The organism is Aeromonas sp. A35_P, assembly GCF_002259925.1.
Taxonomy (GTDB): Bacteria; Pseudomonadota; Gammaproteobacteria; order Enterobacterales; family Aeromonadaceae; genus Aeromonas; species Aeromonas dhakensis.
The window spans coordinates 1-22,050 of sequence record NZ_NEVB01000232.1 but is presented as its reverse complement, the minus strand read 5'-3'; the positions used below and the strand labels follow the sequence as shown (position 1 = coordinate 22,050).

Annotated in this window: 24 protein-coding genes and 1 other RNA gene; 7 read left to right on the top strand and 18 right to left on the bottom strand. The window is 62.4% G+C overall.

What is annotated here, in order from left to right; translation table 11 throughout:
• Nucleotides 1-54: 54 nt before the first annotated feature.
• From CAK78_RS18690 to smpB, 3 genes are all read right to left on the bottom strand, one after another.
• Entirely contained in the window at nucleotides 55-1,305 is a 1,251-nt protein-coding gene (locus CAK78_RS18690) for an integrase domain-containing protein (RefSeq protein ID WP_094698276.1), read from the bottom strand.
• A 177-nt stretch (nucleotides 1,306-1,482) separates the two neighbouring features.
• Nucleotides 1,483-1,842, bottom strand: a transfer-messenger RNA (tmRNA) gene (gene ssrA, locus CAK78_RS18685).
• 179 nt (nucleotides 1,843-2,021) lie between these two features.
• A complete protein-coding gene (gene smpB, locus CAK78_RS18680; protein ID WP_025201963.1) occupies nucleotides 2,022-2,510 on the bottom strand; it encodes an SsrA-binding protein SmpB in 489 nt (162 codons plus the stop codon).
• 168 nt (nucleotides 2,511-2,678) lie between these two features.
• Between smpB and CAK78_RS18675 the strand changes: the two genes are divergently transcribed.
• Together CAK78_RS18675 and CAK78_RS18670 are read left to right on the top strand one after the other, a co-directional pair.
• A complete protein-coding gene (locus CAK78_RS18675) occupies nucleotides 2,679-3,113 on the top strand; it encodes an SRPBCC family protein (protein ID WP_005298951.1) in 435 nt (144 codons plus the stop codon).
• Nucleotides 3,106-3,453: an RnfH family protein gene (locus CAK78_RS18670; RefSeq protein ID WP_094698275.1), complete on the top strand. Its 348-nt coding sequence runs from the start codon at nucleotides 3,106-3,108 to the stop codon at nucleotides 3,451-3,453. Before CAK78_RS18675 ends, CAK78_RS18670 begins: the two co-directional genes overlap by 8 nt.
• 83 nt (nucleotides 3,454-3,536) lie before the next feature.
• On the opposite strand, the gene CAK78_RS18665 is transcribed toward CAK78_RS18670, so the two are convergent.
• From CAK78_RS18665 to yiaY, 3 genes are all read right to left on the bottom strand, one after another.
• The gene (locus tag CAK78_RS18665; protein WP_094698274.1) at nucleotides 3,537-4,172 is read right to left on the bottom strand and encodes an NAD(P)H-binding protein; all 636 of its coding nucleotides are present in this window, start codon (nucleotides 4,170-4,172) and stop codon (nucleotides 3,537-3,539) included.
• A gap of 124 nt (nucleotides 4,173-4,296) precedes the next feature.
• Nucleotides 4,297-4,635: an outer membrane protein assembly factor BamE gene (locus CAK78_RS18660; protein ID WP_005298963.1), complete on the bottom strand. Its 339-nt coding sequence runs from the start codon at nucleotides 4,633-4,635 to the stop codon at nucleotides 4,297-4,299.
• A gap of 136 nt (nucleotides 4,636-4,771) precedes the next feature.
• Nucleotides 4,772-5,923: an L-threonine dehydrogenase gene (gene yiaY / locus CAK78_RS18655; RefSeq protein ID WP_094698273.1), complete on the bottom strand. Its 1,152-nt coding sequence runs from the start codon at nucleotides 5,921-5,923 to the stop codon at nucleotides 4,772-4,774.
• A 391-nt stretch (nucleotides 5,924-6,314) separates the two neighbouring features.
• Here yiaY and udp point away from each other — a divergent pair, with 391 nt between their 5' ends.
• Nucleotides 6,315-7,070 carry a uridine phosphorylase gene (gene udp, locus CAK78_RS18650; protein ID WP_005298967.1) on the top strand — a complete coding sequence of 252 codons (756 nt, stop codon included), beginning with the start codon at nucleotides 6,315-6,317 and terminating at the stop codon, nucleotides 7,068-7,070.
• 119 nt (nucleotides 7,071-7,189) lie between these two features.
• Here udp and CAK78_RS18645 read toward each other — a convergent pair whose 3' ends face one another.
• Complete coding sequence (locus CAK78_RS18645; RefSeq protein ID WP_176452852.1) at nucleotides 7,190-7,954, bottom strand: RluA family pseudouridine synthase; 765 nt, start codon at nucleotides 7,952-7,954, stop codon at nucleotides 7,190-7,192.
• Nucleotides 7,955-8,118: 164 nt separating this feature from the next.
• Here CAK78_RS18645 and rihA point away from each other — a divergent pair, with 164 nt between their 5' ends.
• Nucleotides 8,119-9,054: a pyrimidine-specific ribonucleoside hydrolase RihA gene (rihA, locus tag CAK78_RS18640; RefSeq protein ID WP_094698271.1), complete on the top strand. Its 936-nt coding sequence runs from the start codon at nucleotides 8,119-8,121 to the stop codon at nucleotides 9,052-9,054.
• A 34-nt stretch (nucleotides 9,055-9,088) separates the two neighbouring features.
• A complete protein-coding gene (locus tag CAK78_RS18635) occupies nucleotides 9,089-9,559 on the top strand; it encodes a hypothetical protein (RefSeq protein WP_094698270.1) in 471 nt (156 codons plus the stop codon).
• 191 nt (nucleotides 9,560-9,750) lie between these two features.
• Here CAK78_RS18635 and CAK78_RS18625 read toward each other — a convergent pair whose 3' ends face one another.
• From CAK78_RS18625 to CAK78_RS18615, 3 genes are all read right to left on the bottom strand, one after another.
• Nucleotides 9,751-10,047 carry a winged helix-turn-helix domain-containing protein gene (locus CAK78_RS18625; protein ID WP_005298972.1) on the bottom strand — a complete coding sequence of 99 codons (297 nt, stop codon included), beginning with the start codon at nucleotides 10,045-10,047 and terminating at the stop codon, nucleotides 9,751-9,753.
• A gap of 28 nt (nucleotides 10,048-10,075) precedes the next feature.
• Complete coding sequence (locus CAK78_RS18620) at nucleotides 10,076-10,606, bottom strand: DUF1523 family protein (RefSeq protein ID WP_026458835.1); 531 nt, start codon at nucleotides 10,604-10,606, stop codon at nucleotides 10,076-10,078.
• A 178-nt stretch (nucleotides 10,607-10,784) separates the two neighbouring features.
• On the bottom strand, nucleotides 10,785-12,404 hold the full coding sequence (locus tag CAK78_RS18615) for a methyl-accepting chemotaxis protein (RefSeq protein ID WP_094698269.1): 1,620 nt from the start codon (nucleotides 12,402-12,404) through the stop codon (nucleotides 10,785-10,787).
• A gap of 167 nt (nucleotides 12,405-12,571) precedes the next feature.
• Here CAK78_RS18615 and CAK78_RS18610 point away from each other — a divergent pair, with 167 nt between their 5' ends.
• Both CAK78_RS18610 and CAK78_RS18605 read left to right on the top strand, forming a co-directional pair.
• Nucleotides 12,572-13,204 (top strand): LysE family translocator, encoded by a 633-nt coding sequence (locus CAK78_RS18610; RefSeq protein WP_094698268.1) that lies wholly within the window; start codon nucleotides 12,572-12,574, stop codon nucleotides 13,202-13,204.
• A 209-nt stretch (nucleotides 13,205-13,413) separates the two neighbouring features.
• Entirely contained in the window at nucleotides 13,414-14,202 is a 789-nt protein-coding gene (locus CAK78_RS18605; RefSeq protein ID WP_094698267.1) for a DUF1460 domain-containing protein, read from the top strand.
• Between the two features lie 85 nt (nucleotides 14,203-14,287).
• Here the strand turns inward: CAK78_RS18605 and CAK78_RS18600 are convergent, their stop codons facing one another.
• The 8 genes from CAK78_RS18600 to CAK78_RS18565 form a co-directional block, all read right to left on the bottom strand.
• The gene (locus CAK78_RS18600) at nucleotides 14,288-15,496 is read right to left on the bottom strand and encodes a cation:proton antiporter (RefSeq protein WP_094698266.1); all 1,209 of its coding nucleotides are present in this window, start codon (nucleotides 15,494-15,496) and stop codon (nucleotides 14,288-14,290) included.
• Nucleotides 15,497-15,525: 29 nt separating this feature from the next.
• Nucleotides 15,526-16,629 carry a beta-N-acetylglucosaminidase domain-containing protein gene (locus CAK78_RS18595; RefSeq protein WP_017779582.1) on the bottom strand — a complete coding sequence of 368 codons (1,104 nt, stop codon included), beginning with the start codon at nucleotides 16,627-16,629 and terminating at the stop codon, nucleotides 15,526-15,528.
• Nucleotides 16,630-16,668: 39 nt separating this feature from the next.
• Nucleotides 16,669-18,396, bottom strand: a complete 1,728-nt coding sequence (locus CAK78_RS18590; RefSeq protein ID WP_094698265.1) for a potassium/proton antiporter — start codon at nucleotides 18,394-18,396, stop codon at nucleotides 16,669-16,671.
• A 270-nt stretch (nucleotides 18,397-18,666) separates the two neighbouring features.
• Nucleotides 18,667-18,813 (bottom strand): hypothetical protein, encoded by a 147-nt coding sequence (locus CAK78_RS18585; RefSeq protein ID WP_005298986.1) that lies wholly within the window; start codon nucleotides 18,811-18,813, stop codon nucleotides 18,667-18,669.
• On the bottom strand, nucleotides 18,810-19,499 hold the full coding sequence (locus CAK78_RS18580; RefSeq protein ID WP_094698264.1) for a M15 family metallopeptidase: 690 nt from the start codon (nucleotides 19,497-19,499) through the stop codon (nucleotides 18,810-18,812). Before CAK78_RS18580 ends, CAK78_RS18585 begins: the two co-directional genes overlap by 4 nt.
• Nucleotides 19,496-20,623: a succinyl-diaminopimelate desuccinylase gene (gene dapE, locus CAK78_RS18575; RefSeq protein WP_094698263.1), complete on the bottom strand. Its 1,128-nt coding sequence runs from the start codon at nucleotides 20,621-20,623 to the stop codon at nucleotides 19,496-19,498. The genes CAK78_RS18580 and dapE overlap by 4 nt, the downstream gene beginning before the upstream one ends.
• 9 nt (nucleotides 20,624-20,632) lie before the next feature.
• A complete protein-coding gene (locus tag CAK78_RS18570) occupies nucleotides 20,633-20,983 on the bottom strand; it encodes an ArsC family reductase (RefSeq protein WP_094698262.1) in 351 nt (116 codons plus the stop codon).
• A gap of 196 nt (nucleotides 20,984-21,179) precedes the next feature.
• Nucleotides 21,180-22,050 (bottom strand): LysR family transcriptional regulator (locus CAK78_RS18565; RefSeq protein ID WP_141214209.1); only part of this gene is annotated, 871 nt, incomplete at its 5' end.

Below are 22,050 nucleotides of genomic sequence, written 5' to 3'. Positions count from 1 at the left end.
CCCTAATGCCTCTTTACTTTTCCTTTTATATCGAAGGTCGCCTTGATTTTATATTTACTCATTCACGGCTTGAGGGATTTGAACGCCAATAGCTAGAGATAAATTACCTTGGCTGGCTTGCTCAATATGGTTACTCCACCAATCCATCATGATTACTCGTTGTTCAAAATAGTCTGTTCGGTTGTAGGCTCGGCGGATTTCGTTCTCATCACTATGGGAAAGTGCTGCTTCAATAGCGTCTGGGTTGAACCCTTGTTCGTTCAGGGTCGTGCTACCAAGGGAACGTAAACCATGGGCGACTAGTCTGCCGCCATATCCCAATCTCTTCAGAGCTGCATTCGCACTTTGATTGTTTATATGTCCTAAAGGATCGCGATATCCAGGGAAGACATAGGGACGGTGCCCGCTAATGGGCTTCATGCGTTCTAAAAGGGAAAGTGCTTGCGAGGTCAGTGGCACCCGATGAGGGCGATCCATCTTCATTCTATCTGCAGGAATGTTCCAGACTCTGCCTTCAAAGTCGATCTCATCCCAACGTGTACCAGCGGATTCTCCAGGGCGAACTAAGGTATGAAGACTCCATTCAATTTGGCAACGAGTTGTATGATCGAGCCGTCCATTGGCGATATCGGCCATCAGCATAGGTAATTCTGTCGGCTTTAGGGTCGGCATGTGCTTCTTGCTTGGCTTTTTGAACACCTTGCGAATTGCTGCACAGGGATTGGCATCGAGTAAACCATGGTTAACGCTGTAGTCGAGGATTTCGTTAATCCGTTGGCACAGTCTCCGCACCGTCTCATGCTTACCGTCTGCTTCTATGGGGCGAAGCATCTCAATTACTTTAGGTGCCCGGATCTGGTTGATTGGCATAGAACCAATGAATGGCAGCACATACAGCTCAAGAGATCGCCATGAGTCATCAGCATAGGCTTCCGATACGTCATGGCGCTTCAACTCAAGCCACATGGCTGCCATACGTTCGAACGTGTTCGCGTTAGCTTCTTGTTCTGCCTGAACAAACGCAATTTGCTCTTCTTTATGACGTTTGGGGTCGATTGCTTGAGCCAATAGAGCACGAGCCTCTCGCCGCCGTTCTCGGGCTGCGGCAAGAGTAACATCAGGGTAGGGGCCAAAACTGATATTGGCGCGTTTCTTGTCGCTCGGCCTGTAGTAGTTGAACACCCATAGCCTCGCACCATTCGGCTTAACCCTTAGGTAAAGCCCGTCACCGTCACCCAAGCTGTATTCCTTGGCTTCAGGCTTTGCGGTTCTCAGCTTTGAGTCGGTCAGCTTGTCTTTACTCACAGCACATCCCTCAGTAGTAACACCAAAATCGGTGTTACATAACCAATGTGACCGTAGATGTTACTCTTATGGCTGGATTTAGGCGACTAGCTCGGACTAACACGGACAACAAAAAACCCGCAAAGCCTTACGCTCTGCGGGTTTCTGTACTTCTTCGTTCCCGGCCGGAACATTGTTTGGTGGAGCTGGGGGGATTTGAACCCCCGTCCAAAATTACTACATCCTTGGCACTACATGCTTAGTCACTCTTTACATTCGCCAACCCGCTGCGGAGAGACACGCCACGAATTGACTAGCTCGATTGGTTTTAATGCTTCCGCCCCGAGCAGGACTTCCACACGATCCTGTGAAGGATGACCTTCCGATTCCCTAGGACACAGGCAAGCTAGGGTAGAAGGGCTCTGCGCAGGTTATTAAGCTGCCAGTGCGTAGTTTTCGTCGTTTGCGACTATTTTTTTGCGGTTTATTAACGAGGCCTACCGCACCTCGGCATGCACCTTGGGTTTCGTGAATCTTGTCGAATCCAGAATCAGCCCCAAGTTGTTAAGAGGGATTGTACGCAAAAATCCTGCCATGGCAAGGCGTTGATGGTCATTCCCGCAGGGAGCCGCTCCGTTTGCCGATTTATTGTGCGCACGCCTGGCGGGGGCGGGTAAGCGGCGGGCTGGAAAAGAAAAAGTCCGGGCAGGAGCCCGGACCTTGCAGCATCACGCGGATTAGCCGCGGTGCTTGTTCTTCATGATGCGGGCTTTTTCCCGATCCCATTCGCGGGCCTTGGTGTCTTCGCGCTTGTCGTGCTCTTTCTTGCCCTTCACCAGGCCGATTTCGACCTTGACCCAGCACTGTTTCCAGTAGAGGGCGAGCGGCACGATTGTATAACCCTGACGGGCGATCAGGCTTTCGAGCTTGTCGAGTTCACGACGGCTCAGCAGCAGTTTGCGGGTCCGGGTCGGGTCGCACACCACGTGGCTGGAGGCAGCCTGCAGTGGCAGGAAGCTGGAGCCGAACAGGTAGGCCTCGCCATCGCGGAAGATGACATAGGCTTCGCTGATGTTGGCCTTGCCCGCCCGCAGGGATTTGACTTCCCACCCTTGCAGGGACAGACCCGCTTCGATCTTCTCTTCGATGAAGTATTCGTGGCGCGCGGTTCTGTTGAGTGCAATGGTGTTGGACCCGGCTTTGTTTTTACTGTTTTTTTTGCTCATGCGGGCGATTTCCGGCAATGACTGGGAGGAGGGCATTATACGTGGGCAAGGGCGGCTGTAAAACGCGCAGCGGGTCAACTGATGGCTTTATGAGCAGTTTGACCGAGGTTTTACCTCCAAAAGCGCAAACATGGTGATAAAATCGCGGCGATTGGATGAGGAAAAGCCATGCCCCGTATTACTCGCAGTGCCCTGGTGATGTTCAGCGCAGAACAGATGTTCAGGCTGGTCAATGATGTTCACGCCTATCCGGAGTTCCTGCCCGGTTGTGTCGGCAGCCGTGTCCACGAAACCGGCGATGACTATATGACGGCCTCGGTCGATGTGGCCAAGGCCGGGATTGCCAAGACCTTTACCACCCGCAATCTGCTCGAGGCCAACCGGCAGATCAAGATGGAGCTGGTGGAGGGGCCCTTCAGCAAGCTGGCGGGCTGGTGGACCTTCACCCCGCTGGACGTGGATGCCTGCAAGGTGGAGTTCGATCTCGACTTCGAGTTCACCTCCAAACTCATCGAGCTGGCGTTTGGCCAGATCTTCCGTGACCTGGTGAGCTCCATGGTGCTGGCTTTCTCCAACCGCGCCAAGGTGGTGTACGGTGCCTGATCAACTCAATATCGAAGTGGTCTATGCCCTGCCTCAGCAGCAGACAGTGCTGCGGCTGCGGGTGGCGCCAACCACGACGGTGCAGGCTGCCATCGAGCAGTCCGGCATCATGAGCAAGCACTCCGAGATCGATCTGGCGGTCAACAAGTTCGGCATCTACAGCCGGCCGGTCAAGGGCGCCGAGTTGCTGCAAGATGGCGATCGCATCGAGATCTACCGCCCGCTCATCGCCGACCCGAAGGAGATGCGCAAGAAGCGCGCCGAGAAGGCCAAGGAGGAGGGGCGTGCCGACGTGGTGACCGGCGGCCGGCCCAATGCCAATCGCAAACAGTCCGACTGAGTGCCTCTGGCTCGACACCGCATTTAAAAAAGGCGCCTTGGCGCCTTTTTTGATCCCGTCATCCCGCCAAGCGGGGCGCTTCGTTACAACTGGAGCAGCCGCTCGTTCTCGACCACTTCGCAGCCGGCGGGCTGGTAGGAGAGGGCTATCATGGCGCGGGCCACCTGGCCGGCCTCGATGGCGCGCCAGCGGCGCAACCTGCCTACCAGCAGCGGTTTCAGCAAGGGGTAGATGGCCTGGAAAAACTGCTCCGAGCGGCGCGGTGGCTGGCGATCCCCCAGCAACATGGCGGGGCGCACGATGGCGAGCCGCTGCCAGGGCTGGGCCAGCAGGGCCTGCTCCATCTCCCCCTTGGTGCGCGGATAGAGGGCGGGGGAGTGCGGGTTGGCCCCCAGGCTCGAGACCACCACCAGCCGCTGGCAGCCGTGGCGGCGGGCCAGCTCGGCAAAGGCCAGCACATAGTCGAGGTCGACCCGGCGAAAGGCTTCGGCGGAGCCGGCCTCCTTGCGGGTGGTGCCAAGGCAGCAGAAGGCGAGATCCACCGGTTCGGGCAGGGCTGTGCTGGCCAGCCTATCGAAATTGACCGGCAGCCAGTGGTGGGCGGGCTGCGGCTCTCCTGGCTTGCGGCAGAGCAGGATCAGCTCGTGTTCTGCGGGCAGTTGCCGCACCAGCTCGCGGCCGATAAGGCCAGTGGCTCCGGCGATCAGGATCCGGCTCATGCTGCTCTCCCTGTGTGATTGAATCGAGGCCAGTATTGGACGAGGGGCTGCCCTCTGCAAGGGGGTAATGGGTGGCTGGCGGCGTTAAAACAAAACCGGCGCGAGGCCGGTTTTGTGGATGGGATCAGAGCGGGGTATGGAAGGCCGCTGGCAGCGGGAAGTCGCCGGTGACCGTGGCCAATCTGTCGTTGACGAAGGTCAGGGTGAGCTCCTTGCGCTCTTTTTCGCCGCGCCCCGGCTGGAATTCATAGAGGTAGTACCAGGTGTTCGGGTCAAAGCCATCGCGCAGCATGGCGGAGCCCAGCACGAACTCGACCTGCTCGCGGGTCATGCCCTGGCGCAGTTTGTCGACCTGTTTTTGTTCCACATAGTTGCCCTGGGGAATATCGATGCGATAGACCAGGCTGCAACCGGACAGGGTGAGGGCGGTCAGGGCCGCGGCAATCAGGTGTTTCATCCGCATATCGAGTTCAGATCATCCATTCAAGTCTTTTTAAGCTCGGCAAATCATACCGGCTCCCTCTACGGAAGTAAAAAGCCATTGATCCATCAGCCAATAAAAAGGGCCGCCATGCGACCCTTTCTGCCCATTGCCCCCCTTACATGGCGGCGCGGAAGATGGCGACGATCTCTTCGTGGCTCGCCTGTTTCGGGTTGGTGAAACCGCAGGCGTCTTTCAGGGCGTTTTCGGCCAGCACGTTGAAATCGTCGGCCTTGACGCCGAGCTGCTCCAGTCCGGCCGGGATCTTGACGTCGCGAGCCAGCTGCTGGATGGCGGCAATGGCGGCGGCGGCCCCTTGCTCATCGGTCATGGCGCTCACGTCCACCCCCATGTGACGGGCCACGTCCTTCAGGCGAGCGGCGCACACCTGGGCGTTGTAGGCCTGCACGTGGGGCAGCAGCACGGCGTTGCACACCCCGTGCGGCAGGTCGTAGAAACCGCCCAGCTGGTGGGCCATGGCGTGCACGTAACCCAGGCTTGCGTTGTTGAAGGCCATGCCGGCCAGGAACTGGGCGTAGGCCATCTGTTCGCGGGCGTGCAGATCGTCGCCGTGGTTGACCGCGGTGCGCAGGTGTTTGGCGATGAGCTGGATGGCCATGATGGCGCTGGCATCGGTCACCGGAGTGGCGATGGTGGAGACATAAGCCTCGATGGCGTGGGTCAGCGCATCCATGCCGGTGGCGGCGGTGAGGCCGGCCGGCTTGGCCAGCATCAGCTCGGGGTCGTTGACCGACATCAACGGGGTGACGTGCTTGTCGACGATGGCCATCTTCACGTGGCGGGCCTCGTCGGTGATGATGCAAAAGCGGGTCATCTCGGAGGCGGTGCCGGCGGTGGTGTTGATGGCGATGAGCGGCAGTTGCGGCTTGGCGGAGCGATCCACCCCTTCGTAATCCTTGATGCTGCCACCGTTGGCGGCCACCAGGGCGATCCCCTTGGCGCAGTCGTGGGGGGAGCCGCCCCCCAGCGAGATGACGCAGTCGCAGCCATTGGCCTTGAGCATGGCCAGGCCCGCTTCCACGTTGGTCATGGTCGGGTTGGGTTTGGTCTCGTCGAAAACTGCGCTTTCAATGCCATGTTCTGCCAGCAGGCCGGCCACCTTGGCCACCACGCCAATCTGATTGAGGATCTTGTCGGTGACGATCAGCGCCTTGCGATGGCCGTAACCCTTGAGATCGGCTGCCGCCTCTTGCAGGCAGCCTGCTCCCATCAGGTTGATTGCGGGAATGTAGAACTTGAATGTCGCCATGATGGACTCCGTATGATTAGCCATTAAGTGGTATACGGGCGCCAACATAGCACCGTCAGGGGGGATGAAAAGGGGTCAATAGTATCTGCTTTGCAACTTTATGGACTCGATCACGTACCGGAAACATGGGCCGCGACAGGGATTGACAAGCGCGCTAGCCTGTTCGCGAACAGAAAAACGTTTTTCAATTAATTCATCAAGTTAGCAAACGTTTTGCGCCGAATTTGTGGCTGTCAATGCAAGGAAGTGTGAGATGCTTCAAGGAATTGGAAAGCGCTTTCGACCATAGTTGGCGCCTCCCCGACGAGGGGAGTGAAGGCTTGAAAGTACCATAAAGAATCACCTTAACTTGCCCCTGACCATGCTGGTGGGGAGCAACCAGGAGTCCACTATGTCTGATGTATTTCACTTGGGTTTGAAAAAAGCGGATCTGCAAGGCGCCACCCTGGCGATCGTTCCCGGTGACCCCGAGCGCGTGAAGCGCATCGCAGAGCTGTTGGATAACCCGGTGCACCTGGCCAGCCATCGTGAATTCACTACCTGGCGCGGCGAGATGGACGGCAAGGCCGTGATCATCTGCTCCACCGGTATCGGCGGCCCGTCCACCTCCATCGCGGTGGAAGAGCTGGCTCAGCTGGGCATCCGTACCTTCCTGCGCATCGGCACCACCGGCGCCATCCAGCCGCACCTGAACGTGGGCGACGTGATCGTCACCACCGGCTCCGTGCGCCTCGACGGTGCCAGCCTGCACTTCGCGCCGATGGAGTTCCCGGCCGTGGCCGACTTCGACTGCACCACTGCGCTGGTCAACACCGCCAAGGAGCTGGGTTCCAAGCTGCACGTGGGCGTTACCGCCTCTTCTGACACCTTCTATCCGGGTCAGGAGCGCTACGACACCTTCTCCGGCCGCGTGGTACAACGCTTCCAGGGTTCCATGAAAGAGTGGCAATCCATGGGCGTGCTGAACTTCGAAATGGAGTCTGCAACGCTGCTGACCATGTGCTCCAGCCAGGGCCTGCGCGCCGGCATGGTGGCCGGTGTCATCGTGAACCGTACCCAGCAAGAGATCCCGAACGCCGAGACCATGGCGAAGACCGAATCTGATGCCATCAAGATCGTGCTGGGCGCTGCCCGCAAGCTGATCTGATAGCCCTCTTTGTAACAAAGAGTACCGAGTGGGGGGTGGGGGCCGTTGCGAAAGCGCGGCCCCTATCTTTATCCGCCGTTGACCGCTTTTCCCCTTCTCCTTTTCCCCTCTTTTCTGCGTTACCCCTGTTGCCCCGTCATGGCCGCCAGCACCTGCTCAAAGGGTGCCTCACAGCGGATCTGCATCGGCTCGCCACTGACCGGGTGAACAAAGTCGAGTTCACTGGCGTGCAGCATCAGTCGCGGCGCCTGCTTGCAGCCGGGCGGCAGCAGGCCGCCATAAAGATCGCAACCCAGGATGGGATGACCCAGCTGCCGGCTGTGGATGCGCAGCTGATGGGTGCGACCCGTTTCCGGTACCAGCCGCACCGAGGTCAGCGGTACGGCGTCGCCCTGTACCTGGCAGATCAGGCGCGTCATCACCTGATAGCGGGAACGGGCGGGCTTGCCGCTGGCGGCGCAGATGCTCATCAGCGGAAACAGCGCCGGATCCTTGGCGATGGGGGCATCGATCACCCCCTCGTCTTCGGCCAGATGACCGCACAGCAGGGCGCTGTAGGCCTTGCTCACGGTGCGCTGGCTGAACTGGCGGCAGAGCAGGGCATTGATGGCCTTGTTCCTGGCCACCAGCATGATCCCCGAGGTGCCAAAATCGAGGCGATGGACCAGGGCGCAACCGGGATAATCCTGCACCAGCCGGTGGTGCACCGAGTCGAGGTTCTGCGGGTTCTTGCCCGACAGGCTCAGCAGGCCGCTCGGCTTGTTGATGAGCAACAGGTGCTCATCCTCAAACAGGAGCTCGATGGCGGCCGCACAGGGCGGGGCGATGAAGGTGTCGATGATGGCGGACATGGGGCGCACGGTCTGAAAAGGGAGGGGGATCATACCCGAACCGGCGGGGCGCGGCGAATGCCAGCACGAGCGGCCCTCGCTTTGTGGCTAACTGCTTGATAAGGCGGGAAAGGGGCCGTTTTGTGACCCCTTCCAGAGTTAATGCGGCCGCGGCTTGCTAAGGTATGGCTCCCTGTCATGTTGTAAGGAGCCTGTCCATGGCGTTGCCCGTTATTCTCGATTGCGATCCCGGCCACGATGATGCCATCGCCCTCATCCTGGCGCTGGCCAGCCCCGAGCTCAAGGTGCTGGCGGTCACTACCAGTGCGGGTAACCAGACGCCGGACAAGACCCTCAACAACGCCCTGCGCATCCTGACCCTGCTGGGGCGTGACGACATTCCGGTGGCGGCGGGGGCTCCCAAGCCGCTGGCCCGCGAACTTATCATCGCTGACAACGTCCACGGCGAGTCGGGTCTCGATGGCCCCAAATTGCCGGATCCCGCCTTTGCCCCCGTGGCCATGACCGCCCTGGAGCTGATGGCCAGGTGCCTGCGCGAGAGCCCGGAGCCCGTGACCCTGGTGCCGACCGGCCCGCTCACCAACATCGCCCTGCTGCTGGCGGCCCACCCCGAGCTCAAGCAGAAGATAGCCCGCATCGTGCTGATGGGCGGCGCGGCGGGAGCCGGCAACTGGACCCCGGCGGCGGAATTCAATATTTATGTGGATCCGGAAGCGGCCGATATGGTGTTCAAGTCGGGCATCCCCATCACCATGTGCGGGCTGGATGTGACCCACCAGGCGCAGGTGATGGACGAAGACATCGAACGGGTGCGCGCCATCACCAATCCGGTGGCCCAGTGCGTGGCCGGTCTGCTCGATTTTTTCATGATCTACCACCGGGATCCCAAGTGGGGATTTGCTGGTGCGCCGCTGCACGACCCCTGTACCATTGCCTGGTTGCTGGCCCCCGCGCTGTTCCACGGGGTCGAGTGCCGGGTCGATATCGAGACTGGCGGCACCCATACTAGCGGCATGACGGTGGTGGATCGCTACGGTCTGACTGGCAAGCCGGCCAATGCGCTGGTGCTGCTGGGGCTGGATCGGGCGGGCTTTATCGATCTGCTGGTCACGCGGCTGCGGGCCTTTGACTGAATGCAGTTCCACTCTTGCAAGAAGGGGCGAAGCGATGTGGAAGACAGGGCTGGCACTGTTGCCCGGGTTGCAACTGACGGGGTGTGCCACGCCGTTCGAGTCGATGTGGCAGGGGCTGGCGACCTGCGAGCTGGATGATCTCTATCTCGACAGCGAGACGGGCAAGCCGGCGCACCCGCAGCTCAACCACTACACCCCCTACAAGGTGGCGGACGGCTTCGCCTGGTACAAGACCCGCCAGGAGCTGCATGGCCTGCCCATCAGCGGTTTTCTCATTCCGGCCTCCACCTTCGAGGTGCACGCCCTGTTCGTGGATACCCCCATCGCCAACGCGCGCCGGCTGACCCACAACACCTACGGCAGCGAGTTTTCCGACGAACAGAAGCACGACGAGGGGTTGGCCCCTTTGCTGCTGCGCGATCCCAACAACCCCAAACGCTCCATCATCGACTGCACCCGGGGCGAGAGCCAGGAGTCGCTGCCGGAGGAGCCTTTCCCCGAGTAGAAACAAGGCCGACGCCTTGGCAGAGATAAAAAGAGGGCCAGCCTTGTCGGCTGGCCCTCTTTCATTTTCGCGACGGATGCCCGGGTCTTTATGGGTAACCCAGCGTCTCTTTGATAACCGGCAGCTGGGCTTTTATCCAGGCCGGGTTGTTCGGATTGTCCCCCTGTCACTGACGGGTGACGCCGATGTCTTCAGGGGTAACCCAGCGTCTCCTTGATAACCGGCAGCTGGGCCTTGATCCAGGCCGGGTTGATGGGTCCCCAGTCACTGATGCGATAGTGCCCCTGCAGATGGCGAGCCCCCTCGGTCTGCTCGAAGCCGCAGCTGATGTCCAGCTCGGCCAGGGCGCTGAGCGTATCCTGCGCGGTGCGACGCGGCATGCCGGTCGCTTCCATGATGGCCGGCACCGTATCCGTGCCCTGGCTGATGAGCCAGGCCACGTAGAGCCGGCGATAGAAGCTGGTGCGCGTCTTGCTCGGCTCACTCATTGTCCGTTCCTCCGGCATGCTGCGTCGCTCATATCTCGTCCTCGAGTCGATCGAAGTAGCGCCAGGTGGCGATGGCAGCCTTGCCCATCACCAGGGCCCAGATGCCGAACCAGAACCAGCGGAAGAAGCTCCAGGTGGAGGCGTCGGGCTCGGTGCTGGCAATCTTGGTGACGTTGGGGAACATGGAGAACATGTTGATGCGCCAGCCGTAGGAGGTGATGATGGCCAGCCGTTTTTCGAACTCCATCGACTTGGCCTTGGCCTGCACGTCGGCGGCGTTGAACTTGAAGTAGAAGGGCCAGCCCCACTCGGTGTCTTCGTTGCGGAACACGCGGATCTTCTCGCCGGGACGCTCGGTATAGATGTAGTAGACGTCGGTGGTGGGGCCGTCGGCCGGATTCTTCTGGCTGATGGGGCCATCCTTGTCGGTGCGCTTCACCTCCACCCCTGTGATGGTGGCGATGGTGTGTTCCGGCAGGTAGTAGTCGAGCCAGATGGCGGAGACGAGGGCGATGAGCCCGAGGCCGATGAAGGCCGGTTTCTTGAAGGACAGCTTCATGATGATCTCGCATGAGGGGGAGTGACGTGCCTCTACCATACCCACATTTGGTGAGGTAGCCCAGCCCCCAATGAAGCCTGATCATAAAAAATAGCGTTTAAAACAATAACAAGTCGTCAGCGTCATTAACAGAGAGGCCCCGCGTGCGGGGCCTCTCTGTCTGGTCAGCGGGTCGGCGTCACAGCTGGAACTGGGACAGCTGCTTGCGCTGCTGCTCGGCGAGCTGTGACAGTTCGTGACTGGCGGCACTCTGGCTGATGCCGGCCGCGTTCTGGTTCACTATCTCGTGGATGTTGGTGATGTTGCGGTTGATGTCGGCGGTGACGCAGGACTGCTCCTCGGCGGCGGTGGCCACCTGGGCGTTGGCGCCGTTGATCTGGTTGACCGCCTCCGTGATGCCGCCCAGCAGATCCTGCACCTGGCCGGAGAGCTGCTGGTTGTGGGCCAGGATGGCCAGGGTATCCTGCACGCCGCTGTTGGCGGAGAGGGATTGGCTCTGCAACTGCTCGATAATGGCCTGGATCTCCTTGGTGGAGTCCTGAGTGCGGGCCGCCAGCATGCGCACCTCGTCGGCCACTACGGCAAAGCCGCGGCCGGTTTCACCGGCGCGGGCGGCCTCGATGGCGGCGTTGAGGGCCAGCAGGTTGGTCTGTTCGGAAATCCCCTGGATGACCTCGATCACCTTGCCGATCTGCTCGGACTGGGACTTGAGGCTGGCCACCACGGAGGCGGCGCTCTCCAGGCTGTTGGCCATCCGGCTGTTGGCCTGGATGCTCTCGGCAAACAGCGCCAGCCCCTCTTCGACCCGCTGGTTGGCATCGCGCGCCAGCTCGTCGGCCAGGGCGGCGTTGTGGTTGACGTTGTCGGCGGTGCTGGCCAGCTCGGTGACGGCGGAGGCCACCTGTTCGGTCTCACCGCGCTGCTGCTGGGCATTGACCTCTGCCTGGGTCATCACGGCGGCAAGTTCGGTGGCGGCGGAGGCCACGTTGCCGCTGATGCCGGTCAGGGTGTTGATGGTGCTGCCAAGCTGGGTCAGGGTCTGGTTGATGTCGGCGGCCAGCTGGCTCAGCTCGTTGTTGCCATCGCTGGCGGCGCGCACGTTGAAGCGGCCCTGGGCCACCGCGCGCATCACCAGCTGCAGCTGACCGATGGGGCGCACGATGCGGCCGGAGAGCCACCAGCCGCCAAACAGGGCGGCGGCCAGACTGGCTGCCATCAGCAGCAGGGTGCGCAGCAGGGTGGCGTGGTAGTGAGCCTGCTCCTCGGCAATTTCAGCCTGGATCAACTGGTTGACGTGGGCGGACATGGCATCTATCTGCTTGATGAGATCCTCCCCCAGATCGCGAAAGCGCAGGCGGGCCTGCTCATAGGCGGCGGGATCGCCGCCGCCCTGGTGCTTGGCGGCCAGCAGCGGCAGCATGTTGCTGCGGGTGTGGCCGAGGTAGGCCTGCAGGGCGGCCGCGACCCGGCTGTTGTCCTGCTCGGCGCCTGCGATGGCCAGTCTGGCCAGGATGGCACCTATCTCTTGCTCGGCGGCGGAGAGTTCGCTGGGCAGCTGGGCAAAGCGGGCGGGGTCATAGAGGCCGTAGATGGCGTTGGTGCGCAGCCGGTAGGTGGCGTGGATCAGGGTGGCGATGTCGTCCTTGTGACGGGTCACGCTGGCGGTGGTCTCGTTCATGTCGCCGATGGCGCGGTCGATGTCCTGTTTGCCGATCCCGATCATCAGGATCATCAGCAGGCTGGCGAGCAGGAGAGGGATGAGTACTTGCAGACGGATAGAGAGATTATTCAATGACATGAAAGATCCTGACCCATTGAAGAGGAACAAGTCGGCATCTTACACAGGCGCGACAAAACATGTCACAGGGTTTTTAAGGCGCAAAACCGGTTGTTCGAAAAGGTTTTTTCTTGTGTTAAATGAGTGTGATAGGCAAGATCGTCGGTCTGTTACCATGGAGGTGTAGTGTGTCCGACTGGATCGATCCTGCCATTTTGGCGCTGTTTATTCCCACGTTCTTTTTTGTCTCCGTGACCCCCGGCATGTGCATGACTCTGGCGATGACCCTCGGCATGAGCCTGGGGGTGCGCCGCACCCTGCACATGATGTGGGGCGAGCTCATCGGAGTCGGCCTGGTCTCTGTGCTGTCGGTGATCGGGGTGGCGGCCGTGATGCTCAACTACCCGGCGCTGTTTGCCGCCTTCAAATACGTGGGCGGTGCCTATCTCATCTGGCTCGGCATCCAGATGTGGCAGGCCAAGGGCAAGCTGGCAATCCCGACGGATCTGTCGGCCGCCCAGGAGACGCGGCCGCTGGCGCTGGCCATGCAGGGCTTCGTCACCGCCATCGCCAACCCCAAGGGGTGGGCCTTCATGGTCTCCCTGCTGCCCCCCTTCATCAATGCGGCCAAGCCGATGACGCCCCAGATCAGCGCCCTGGTGGCCCTGATCCTGCTCATCGAGTTCTCCTGCCTGCTGCTCTACGCGAGCGGCGGTCGCACCTTGCGCCACTTCCTCGCCAAGAGCGGCAACGTCACCCTGATGAACCGGATCGCCGGCTCTCTCATGCTGTTTGTCGGGGTCTGGCTGGCGCTGGGTTGATACCGCACTTGCCAGCAGGTCTGTTACTGCCGAGAAGCCCCGCCGTGCGGGGCTTTTTTGTGTTGCTGGCGGATGCTTGGCCACATTTGCTTACATTTATCCGGTTTGCAAACGGCGACAATATCGTCAGCCTCGAATGGCATTCTCTTGCCCCTGCGAGAGAGTGCAGGTGGTCCGTTTTTTAACATTTCGAGCAAGGAGATTTAAGGATGATGAGGCTGACCAGTATTGCACTGCTCCTGTTTGCCGGCGCGGCGACAGCCGGCAAAGAGAGAAACCTCGATTTTTACAACATCGAGGAGCCGCAACTCATCGAGCTGTTTGCCCGCCAGCAGGGGGGGCCGGGTCAGTCGATCAAGACCTTCTCCAGCCTGTTTCTGGGCAATCCCTATGTGGCCAACCGGCTGGTGGGGTCGAACGAGGTGCAGGAGAAGCTGGTGGTGGATTTTGGCGGGCTCGACTGCTTCACCTATCTGGACTACGTCGAGTCGCTGCGTCGCGCAACGAGTGTGCATCACTTCATCGAGAACCTGATGCACACTCGTTACGTGAACGGTGAGGTCAACTACCTGACCAGAAAGCACTTCTTCTCCGACTGGGTGCATGGCGACAACAAGGTGAGCGACGTGACCCATCTGGTGGGCGGCGCCGCGGTGACCACGGCCAAGCTGCTCAACCAGAAGGCCGACGGCGGCCACTACATTCCGGGGCTGGGGGTGACGGCGCGGGACATCACCTACATTCCCTCCGCCAGCATAGATGAGAACACCTTGAGTCTGCTGGAGGAGGGGGACTATATCGGCATCTACACCGATCTGGCCGGGCTCGACGTCACCCACACCGGCATCTTCATCCGTGGCGAGAACGGCCCCGTGCTGCGCAATGCCTCCTCCCTCTCGAGCAAGATGCAGGTGGTGGACTCCCCCTTCCTGGAGTATGTGCAGAACAAGCCGGGGATCCTGGTCTATCGGCCCCAGGCCGAGGACGCGAGCTCCTAGGGAGGGGCCCTGGCCGAGATGGACGCCTTGCGTCTGACAAAAGAAAGCCCCGGGCAGTGCCCGGGGCTTTTTGTTGGTGGTCCCCTCAACGGGGTTTGAAGCGGGCGACCCAGGGATTGGCACTGAGACCGTGCAGGATGACGCTCAGTATGATGGTGCAGAGCACGGTGGCGATGATGGGGCGCTGGCCGAGAAGGGCCGGCTCGTTTTGCAGCACCATCACCGCAAAGACGATGCTGGCGAGGCCCCTCGGCCCGAACCAGCCGATGAAGAGCTTGAGCTCGAGCTTGAGGCCGGTGCCGAGCAGGCTCAGCCAGACCGGCACCATGCGTAGCAGGGTGAGGCTGGCGGCGGCATAGAGCCAGTACTGCCAGTGCAGCAGCTCTGTCAGCATGGGCATCAGGGTGGCGCCGAATACCATCCAGATCACCACAGAGAGCAGATCCCCGTAACCCTCGCAGCTGTCCAGGTAGGCGTGCTTGTGCTCTCCCAGCCGATGGCCCATCAGCAGGCCGCCGACGAAGGCGGCGATGAAGCCGCTGCCCCCCAGGGTCTGGGCCAGCGCGAAGCAGAGCAGGGCCAGCCCCGGCATGGTGAGCTGGCGCCAGAGCGGCAGCTGCCAGCCGTTGAGGTAGGAGGTCTTGAGCAGGCGCAGGGTGAAGGTGGTGAGCCCCCAGGCCACCAGCAGGCCGATGCCGATCTCCTCCAGCAGCAGGGTGATGGCCAGCAGGCCGGTGCCGTTGTGCTGCTCGGTGGGGGCGATGAGGGCGAGCAGCAGGAGCAGCACGGGCACGCAGATGCCGTCGTTGAGGCCGCTCTCCTGGTTGAGCCCCTCGCGGATGGGGGCGGGCACCGCCGGGTTGCTCACCACCGCCTTGCCGAGCGCCGCATCGGTGGGGGCGAGTATGGTGGAGAGGATGGCCAGCTCCAGCAGCGGCAGATCCGGGTAGACCCAGCGACCGAACAGGGTGCCGGCCAGCAGGGTGAGCGGCAGGCCGATCAGCAGCAGCCGGATGGGCAGGCTGCGGTTGGCCAGCAGCACCTGCCAGTTGGTGTTGGCTGCATCGCTGAACAGCACTATGACCAGGGTCAGCTCCGCCAGGAGCTTGATGCCGTCGCTGTCGATGGAGAGGGAGAGCAGCTCGATGCCGCCCGGCCCCAGCAGCCAGCCCATCAGCAAGAACAGCAGGGGGCCGTTGATGAGGCGGGATTCGAAGCGCCCGGCGATCAGGCTGTAGATGAGCAGGAAGGCGGCGATCACCGCCAGGTTCTGGTAAATCAGGGACGCGTCCATGCTGCCTCCTGTGGCAATGCGTCTGGGGATCAGTCGGTGAGACAGTCCGGGTCGAACACGTACTCGCCATCGAGCCAGCGCAGGATCTCGTCGACGCAGGATTGGTCGCGAAACGGCAGATAGCGGGCCTTGAGGTGAGTCACCTGCTCAGGGGTCAGCTGGGCCAGCCCTATGTCCTGAAACAGCGGCAGGTCAGCCTGGATCATGGCGGAGATCTGCGGGCCGCAGGTGGCGTTGAGGGAGGCGTGCAGCGCCTTGTCCGGATCGTACTGCTTGCCGAGCCGGTAGCTCATGGGCAGGGTGGCCAGCGGCAGGGCCGACAGCGCCGCCTGCTTCATGGGGTTGACCGCATGGCCGCTCACGAGATCCGCCAACTCCGCCGGGCGGTTTTCGAAGGCGCGCAGGTGCAGGAAGCTGCTGGCCTTGCTGCCGTCGTTGACCGGGTAGTTGTCCCACAGGAACGGCTTGCGGTGCAGCCACTCGGCCGTCTGCCGCAGGTGGGCCGCCGGGTACTCGCTGGAGCAGACCTTGGGGCCGGTCCAGAAGATGTCGATGCGCCGATCCAGCCCCTGCCCCAGATCCTGCAGATAGTGGGGGGGCATGGCGCCGAACACCTTCTCCAGCACGGGATCCGTGCTGTAGTAGCTGGGACAGAACAGCAGCCGGCCGGCACTGGTATGGGCCGCGATGTCGTGGGTGATGGTGAGCTGCCAGTGAGCGAGATCCGGGGTATCCCCCTTCATGTCGTCAAACAGGATCGCCAGGATGTCGGGCTTGAGCTCCTCCTCGATGAGCCGCACCTTCTCCAGCAGGGCCGGTCGCTGGCGGGCATAGTCGTGGTGGGCACCCATGGGGCTCAGCCCCACCCCGAAGGCGAGGCCGTTGTCGCGGCACTGGCGGGCGAGCTGGCGCAGCGCCTCGAGCTGGGCGGCAGGCCAGGGCTTGGCCCAGTGCTTGCGCAGATAGCCATCCTCTTTCGGGGCATAGAGATAGAAGCCGTAACCGTGGCGGGGCAGCCACTGGGCGTAGCGGGCGCGGGCTTCCCAGCTCCAGCCCTTGCCAAAGAAGCCCTCGATCACCCCCAGGTTGGGCGAAGGGGGTTGCAGGCCGGACAACAGGGTTTGGTAAGGCATAGATAACTCCCTTCTCGCAGAGGACGAGGCAGACGACGATCAGACCGGATCTTCTTCCAGAAAACGCACCCCTATCTTGCGGGGTTCACCCTCTTCCATTTCGGCCACGGTCCAGATCAGCCCCTGCCATTCGACGTGGTCGCCGACCACCAGATTATCGCCCAACTGCTGTGCAATAAAATGGCCAAGGGTCTGATCCGCCACCTCGCTCACATCCAGCCCGTACAGCGGCGCCAGATCCACCAGCTTGGCGGCCGCCTCCAGCAGGAAGTCGCCGAAGAAGCGCGGGCCCAGATCCTGCTCCGGTGCCTGGCTGAACAGCTGGCCGAGGGCCGGCAGGTCGCGCTCGTGGCCGATGACGCAGAGGATGTCGTCGGATTGCAGACAGGTACTGCCCGAAGGGTGCAGCAGCTCCTGCTCGCGGAACAGGGCACAGATGCGGGTGCCCTTGGGCATGCGCAGATCCCGCAGCGGCGAGCCGATGCACCACTTCTCGTCGCTCAGGCGATAGACGAAGGTCTCCCACTGGCTGTCGAGATCGATCTCGAGCCCGGAGCGGTTGATGGGCGAGGGGGGCGCCGGCACTTCGACCCGGGCGAGGCGGGAGGCCAGCGGCAGCGAGCTGCCCTGCAGGATCAGCGAGACCAGCACCACGAAGAAGGCGACATTGAAGTAGAGCTGGGCATTGGGCAGCCCAGCCATCATGGGGAACACCGCCAGAATGATCGGCACCGCGCCGCGCAGCCCCACCCAGGAGATGAACCAGCGCTCGCGGGGGGCGAAGTTCTTGAACGGCAGCAGGCCGATCCAGACCGAGATGGGGCGGGCGAACAGGATCATCCACATGGCCAGCGCCAGCGCCGGCAGGGCGATGGGCAGCAGCTTGTGGGGGGAGGCGAGCAGCCCCAGCACCAGGAACATGCCGATCTGGCTGAGCCAGGTCAGGCCGTCCAGCACCGACAGGGTGGTGCTGCGGCTGCGCAGGGAGAGGTTGCCGAGCAACAGGCCGGTGAGGTAGATGGCCAGGATGCCGCTGCCACCCACCGCCGTGGTGAGGGCGAAGATGAGCAGGCCGCCGCTGACGGTCAGCAGCGGGTAGAGGCCGGGGGCCAGCCGGGCGCTGTTGATGAGCTTCCACAGCAACCAGCCGGCGCCAAGACCGATGCCGGCTCCCAGTCCGAACTGCTTGAGCAGTTGCAGCAGCAGAAAGCCGCCATCCAGCCCCTGCTGGGCGGTGGCCAGCACCTCGATCAGGGTAACGGTGAGAAACACCGCCATGGGATCGTTGCTGCCCGACTCTATCTCAAGGGTGGCGCTGACCCGCTCGTTGAGGCTGCGCCCGCCGAGCAGGGAGAAGACCGCCGCCGCATCGGTGGAGCCGACGATGGCGCCGATCAGCATCCCCTGCATCAGGTTGAGGTCAAACAGCCAGGCGGCGGCGAGGCCCGTGAGGCCCGTGGTGATGGCCACCCCGACCGTGGCCAGCGACAGGGCGGGCCAGAGCGCGACCCGAAACGAGGAGACCCGGGTGCGCATGCCGCCGTCCAGCAATATGATGGCGAGCGCCAGGTTGCCCACCAGGTAGGCGATGGAGTAGTCGGCGAAGTGGATGCCGCCGGGGCCGTCCTCACCGGCCAGCATGCCGACGGCGAGGAAGAGCACCAGGATGGGGATACCGAGACGGGAGGAGAGCGCGCTCAACAGGACACTGGCACCCACCAACAAGGCCGCGACGAGGAAGAAACTGTTGATGGTGACGGCATCCAATGGCGAACTCCTTCTGTCAAAATGCAAATCAGGCACATTATATGCAGTTTGACCGGCTCCGTGTGGCTTAATTGTGCATTTATTTGCAGTTTTTTACATTTTCAGTGCGATTGCTGCGAAGGGTTCTGGCCATCAAAAGGGGGTCAGTGGGGTGATCAGAGAGGTCGGCAACGTGATGATGTTCACAAAATGGACACATGAGAGAAGACGGGCGCCGCAGCGGGCAGCAAACGGCAGGGGCCCACGCCGGGCCCCTGCTGACGGAGGTCGTCAGTCGTCCTCGTCGTCCTTCACTTCCCGGATCTTGTCCTTGTAGCGGGGCAGCTCTTTCTCCAGTCGCTTCATGTCCTTGATGGCGTTGAGAAACAGGCCGAGCAGGAAGAGCAGGGGCAAGCCTATCCAGAGCCAGAGGTTCATGTGCTACTCCTTTCGTCGGTGGCCAGGGTGACATAGCGGGCCAGGATCTCGTCGAGGTTGGCCAATATGGTCGCCTTGCCTTCAATATCCGCCTGTTGCAGGCAAAGTGCCAGCGCGGCCGGGTCGAGCCGCTGCTCACGGGACTCAGGTGCAAAGCTGAGGTGCCAGGGCTCGTAGGCGACGCCGCTGCCGGCACCGGCCGGCTTGGCATAGGGCAGGAAGAAGCCGAAGTCGTTCATGCGATCCTCCAGCCACTCGCTCAAGTCGGCAAACCAGCCTCCCTCTTCATACTCCCAGGGCTCCAGCGCCAGTTTGGTGCCGGCAGGCAGGCAGTCCGGGTCGTAGATGTCGAGATCGGTGCCCCAGTGGTGGCGGCTGGTGCCGGGCAGGGCGCTCCAGTGCAGGATGGCGTGCAGCCGCTCCTCGTCGCTCAGTTGCAGGGCGTCGATGGGCTGGCTGTGGGCATCGAGCAGGGGGCGCTCGCCGCGCCACTTGCCGTTCCAGATGGCGAGCTGGCGCTCGAAGCCCCGCCAGCTGGAGGCGGGCTGCAGGTTGAAGCCGGCGTGGGCGGCGGCCACCTGCATGTCGTTGAAGGCCGCCGCGGTGGCGGCCGTCAGCCGGTGCGGGCCTTGCCCCACCAGGATGAGGTGACCCTCATCCTGGCCCAGCAGCTGATCCTGGGTCATGCCAGCAACCTCGCGAGCACCCCTTGGTACATGTCAGCCAGGAGATCCAGGTCGTCCGCCTTCACGCACTCGTTCACCTTGTGAATGGTGGCGTTGACCGGGCCCAGCTCAATGACTTCGGCCCCGGTGGGGGCGATAAAGCGCCCATCGGATGTTCCCCCCGTGGTGAGCAGGGCCGGCTGCTGGCCGTTCACCGCCTCGATGGCAGAAACCGCCGCCGCCAGCAGCTTGCCGGTGTCGGTGAGGAAGGGCTGGCCGGAGAGGGTCCACTTGATCTGGTAATCCAGACCGTGCCGCTCGAGCAGGGCTTCGACCCGCTCGCGGATCGCGGCATCGGTGAGCTCGGTGCTGAAGCGGAAGTTGAACTGGACGTGCAGTTCGCCGGGAATGACGTTGGAGGCACCGGTGCCCGCCTGGATGTTGGCGATCTGGAAGCTGGTGGGCGGGAAGTAGGCGTTGCCCTGATCCCATTCGATGGCGGCGAGCTCGGCCAGCGCCGGAGCCGCCTTGTGGATCGGGTTGTCCGCCAGATGGGGGTAGGCGACGTGGCCCTGCACCCCGCGCACCAGCAGATCGCCGGTGATGGAGCCGCGTCGGCCGTTCTTCACCACGTCCCCCACCACGGCGGTGGAGGAGGGCTCGCCGACGATGCACCAGCGGATCTTCTCCTGGCGCGCTTCCAGGGTGTCGATCACCCGGGTGGTGCCGTTGATGAAGGGCCCCTCCTCGTCGGAGGTGATGAGGAAGGCAATCGACCCGGCGTGATCCGGATGCTCGGCGACGAAGCGCTCGACCGCCACCACCATGGCGGCCAGCGAGCCCTTCATGTCGGCGGCGCCGCGCCCGTACAGCACGCCATCCTGGATGGTCGGCTCGAACGGCGGGGTATGCCATTTGTCCAGCGGGCCGGCGGGCACCACGTCGGTGTGGCCGGCGAAGCAGAACAGCGGCCCCTCGCTGCCGCGGCGAGCCCAGAGGTTGGTGGTGTCTTCGAACACCATGGGCTCGATGACGAAGCCGAGCTTGGCGAGGCGCTCCGCCATCAGGGTCTGACACCCTTCATCCAGCGGGGTAACGGAGGGGCGGCGGATCAGATCCTTGGCCAGTGCGATGACATCCGACATCGTTTTTCCTTAACGAGAGAAGAGGGATTGGTAGTGATCGGCCTTGAAGCCCAGGGTCAGCTCGCCGTCCTTGTCCAGCAGCGGGCGCTTGATCATGGCCGGGTGCTCCAGCAAGAGGGCGCGGGCCTTGGCGGTGTCGAGCCCCTGTTTGGCCTCCTCCGGCAGGGCGCGAAAGGTGGTGCCGCGGCTGTTGAGCAGCGCCTCCCAGCCAAGCTGGTCCAGCCAGCGGTCGAGGTCGGCCGGGTTCAGACCGTCGGCCCTGTGGTCGTGAAAGCGGTAGTCGATGCCGGCCTGCTCCAGCCACTTGCGGGCTTTCTTGATGGTGTCGCAGTTCTTGATGCCATAGAGGGTGGTGGCCATGGGGAGTCCTTTGTCTGCGGGCATGGGCCCGGAAAGCCGAAACTTGAGTCCTGAAACGGGAAATCAAGAAGAGGCCCGATTCTGGCATTGTGGCGATCTCAAGGCAACGCCGATGCGTATGGGGGAGGTGGGGCGAGGTGCTGGTCGGGCCTGGAAGGAGGGAGAAAGTGCCCGGCGCAGGGCGCGCCGGTGGGCATCAGAGTTCGCTCTGGGTGCGACACCAGAGGTGCAGTTCGGATTCGAACCAGTTGAGCATGGCGTTGTCGTCGCGACGATGGCGAATGAGGCTCACCTCGAAGGTGGGCAGGGCGAAGCGGGTCTCGTACTCCACCAGATCCAGCAGCGGCATCAGCGGACGCAGCACCCGGGCGGGGGAGGTGAGCAGCAGAGGCGCACAGGGCAGGATGAAGGGGGCGGCCAGAAAGCTCTGCACGATCAAGGGGGTGTGCCGGGTCATGCCGTGGGCGGCCAGCAGATCATCGACGATGCCCCCTTCGCTGCCGCGCGGGGCGACCAGCAGGTGCTGGGCCTTGGCGAAGGATTCGATGCACAGCACCTGGCCCTGCAGCGGATGGCTGCGATGGGCGGCGCAGATCAGCTTGTCCTCGAACAGCGGGATGCGGCGAAAACGGCCGGGTACCTCGTCCTGTTTGCTGATCACCATGCTGATGACCCCTTCGTCGAGCTGGCTCTCGTAGTCCGCATTGAGCGGCACCATGTGGATGCGCAGGTTGGGCGCCTGCTGCTGCAACCGGGCCAGCAGGCTCGGCATCATCACGTACTCCACATAGGTGTGGGCCCCGATGCGCAGCACCCCGTCGAACTGGGCGGGGTCGAGCTGCTCGGGCGGGCTGAAGGTCTGCTCGATGTCGTGCAGGATCTCCCGCAGCGGCAGCAGCAAGGCCTCCGCCCGGGCGGTGGGTTCCATGCCCTGGGGGGTGCGTATCAGCAGGGGATCATCATAGAGCAGACGCAAACGGGCCAGCGCCCGACTGACGGCCGGCTGGCTCATGGCGAGTCGTTCGGCGGCCTTGGTGGTGTTGCGCTCCTCCAGCAGGGCCTTGAGC

Coding starts and splice junctions, on each gene's coding strand:
- smpB (WP_025201963.1), bottom strand. CDS start 2,510: ATGAGCAAAAAAAACAGTAAAAACAAAGCCGGGTCCAACACCATTGCA.
- CAK78_RS18675 (WP_005298951.1), top strand. CDS start 2,679: ATGCCCCGTATTACTCGCAGTGCCCTGGTGATGTTCAGCGCAGAACAG.
- CAK78_RS18665 (WP_094698274.1), bottom strand. CDS start 4,172: ATGAGCCGGATCCTGATCGCCGGAGCCACTGGCCTTATCGGCCGCGAG.
- CAK78_RS18660 (WP_005298963.1), bottom strand. CDS start 4,635: ATGCGGATGAAACACCTGATTGCCGCGGCCCTGACCGCCCTCACCCTG.
- yiaY (WP_094698273.1), bottom strand. CDS start 5,923: ATGGCGACATTCAAGTTCTACATTCCCGCAATCAACCTGATGGGAGCA.
- udp (WP_005298967.1), top strand. CDS start 6,315: ATGTCTGATGTATTTCACTTGGGTTTGAAAAAAGCGGATCTGCAAGGC.
- CAK78_RS18645 (WP_176452852.1), bottom strand. CDS start 7,954: ATGATCCCCCTCCCTTTTCAGACCGTGCGCCCCATGTCCGCCATCATC.
- rihA (WP_094698271.1), top strand. CDS start 8,119: ATGGCGTTGCCCGTTATTCTCGATTGCGATCCCGGCCACGATGATGCC.
- CAK78_RS18635 (WP_094698270.1), top strand. CDS start 9,089: ATGTGGAAGACAGGGCTGGCACTGTTGCCCGGGTTGCAACTGACGGGG.
- CAK78_RS18625 (WP_005298972.1), bottom strand. CDS start 10,047: ATGAGTGAGCCGAGCAAGACGCGCACCAGCTTCTATCGCCGGCTCTAC.
- CAK78_RS18620 (WP_026458835.1), bottom strand. CDS start 10,606: ATGAAGCTGTCCTTCAAGAAACCGGCCTTCATCGGCCTCGGGCTCATC.
- CAK78_RS18615 (WP_094698269.1), bottom strand. CDS start 12,404: ATGTCATTGAATAATCTCTCTATCCGTCTGCAAGTACTCATCCCTCTC.
- CAK78_RS18605 (WP_094698267.1), top strand. CDS start 13,414: ATGATGAGGCTGACCAGTATTGCACTGCTCCTGTTTGCCGGCGCGGCG.
- CAK78_RS18600 (WP_094698266.1), bottom strand. CDS start 15,496: ATGGACGCGTCCCTGATTTACCAGAACCTGGCGGTGATCGCCGCCTTC.
- CAK78_RS18595 (WP_017779582.1), bottom strand. CDS start 16,629: ATGCCTTACCAAACCCTGTTGTCCGGCCTGCAACCCCCTTCGCCCAAC.
- CAK78_RS18585 (WP_005298986.1), bottom strand. CDS start 18,813: ATGAACCTCTGGCTCTGGATAGGCTTGCCCCTGCTCTTCCTGCTCGGC.
- CAK78_RS18580 (WP_094698264.1), bottom strand. CDS start 19,499: ATGACCCAGGATCAGCTGCTGGGCCAGGATGAGGGTCACCTCATCCTG.
- dapE (WP_094698263.1), bottom strand. CDS start 20,623: ATGTCGGATGTCATCGCACTGGCCAAGGATCTGATCCGCCGCCCCTCC.
- CAK78_RS18570 (WP_094698262.1), bottom strand. CDS start 20,983: ATGGCCACCACCCTCTATGGCATCAAGAACTGCGACACCATCAAGAAA.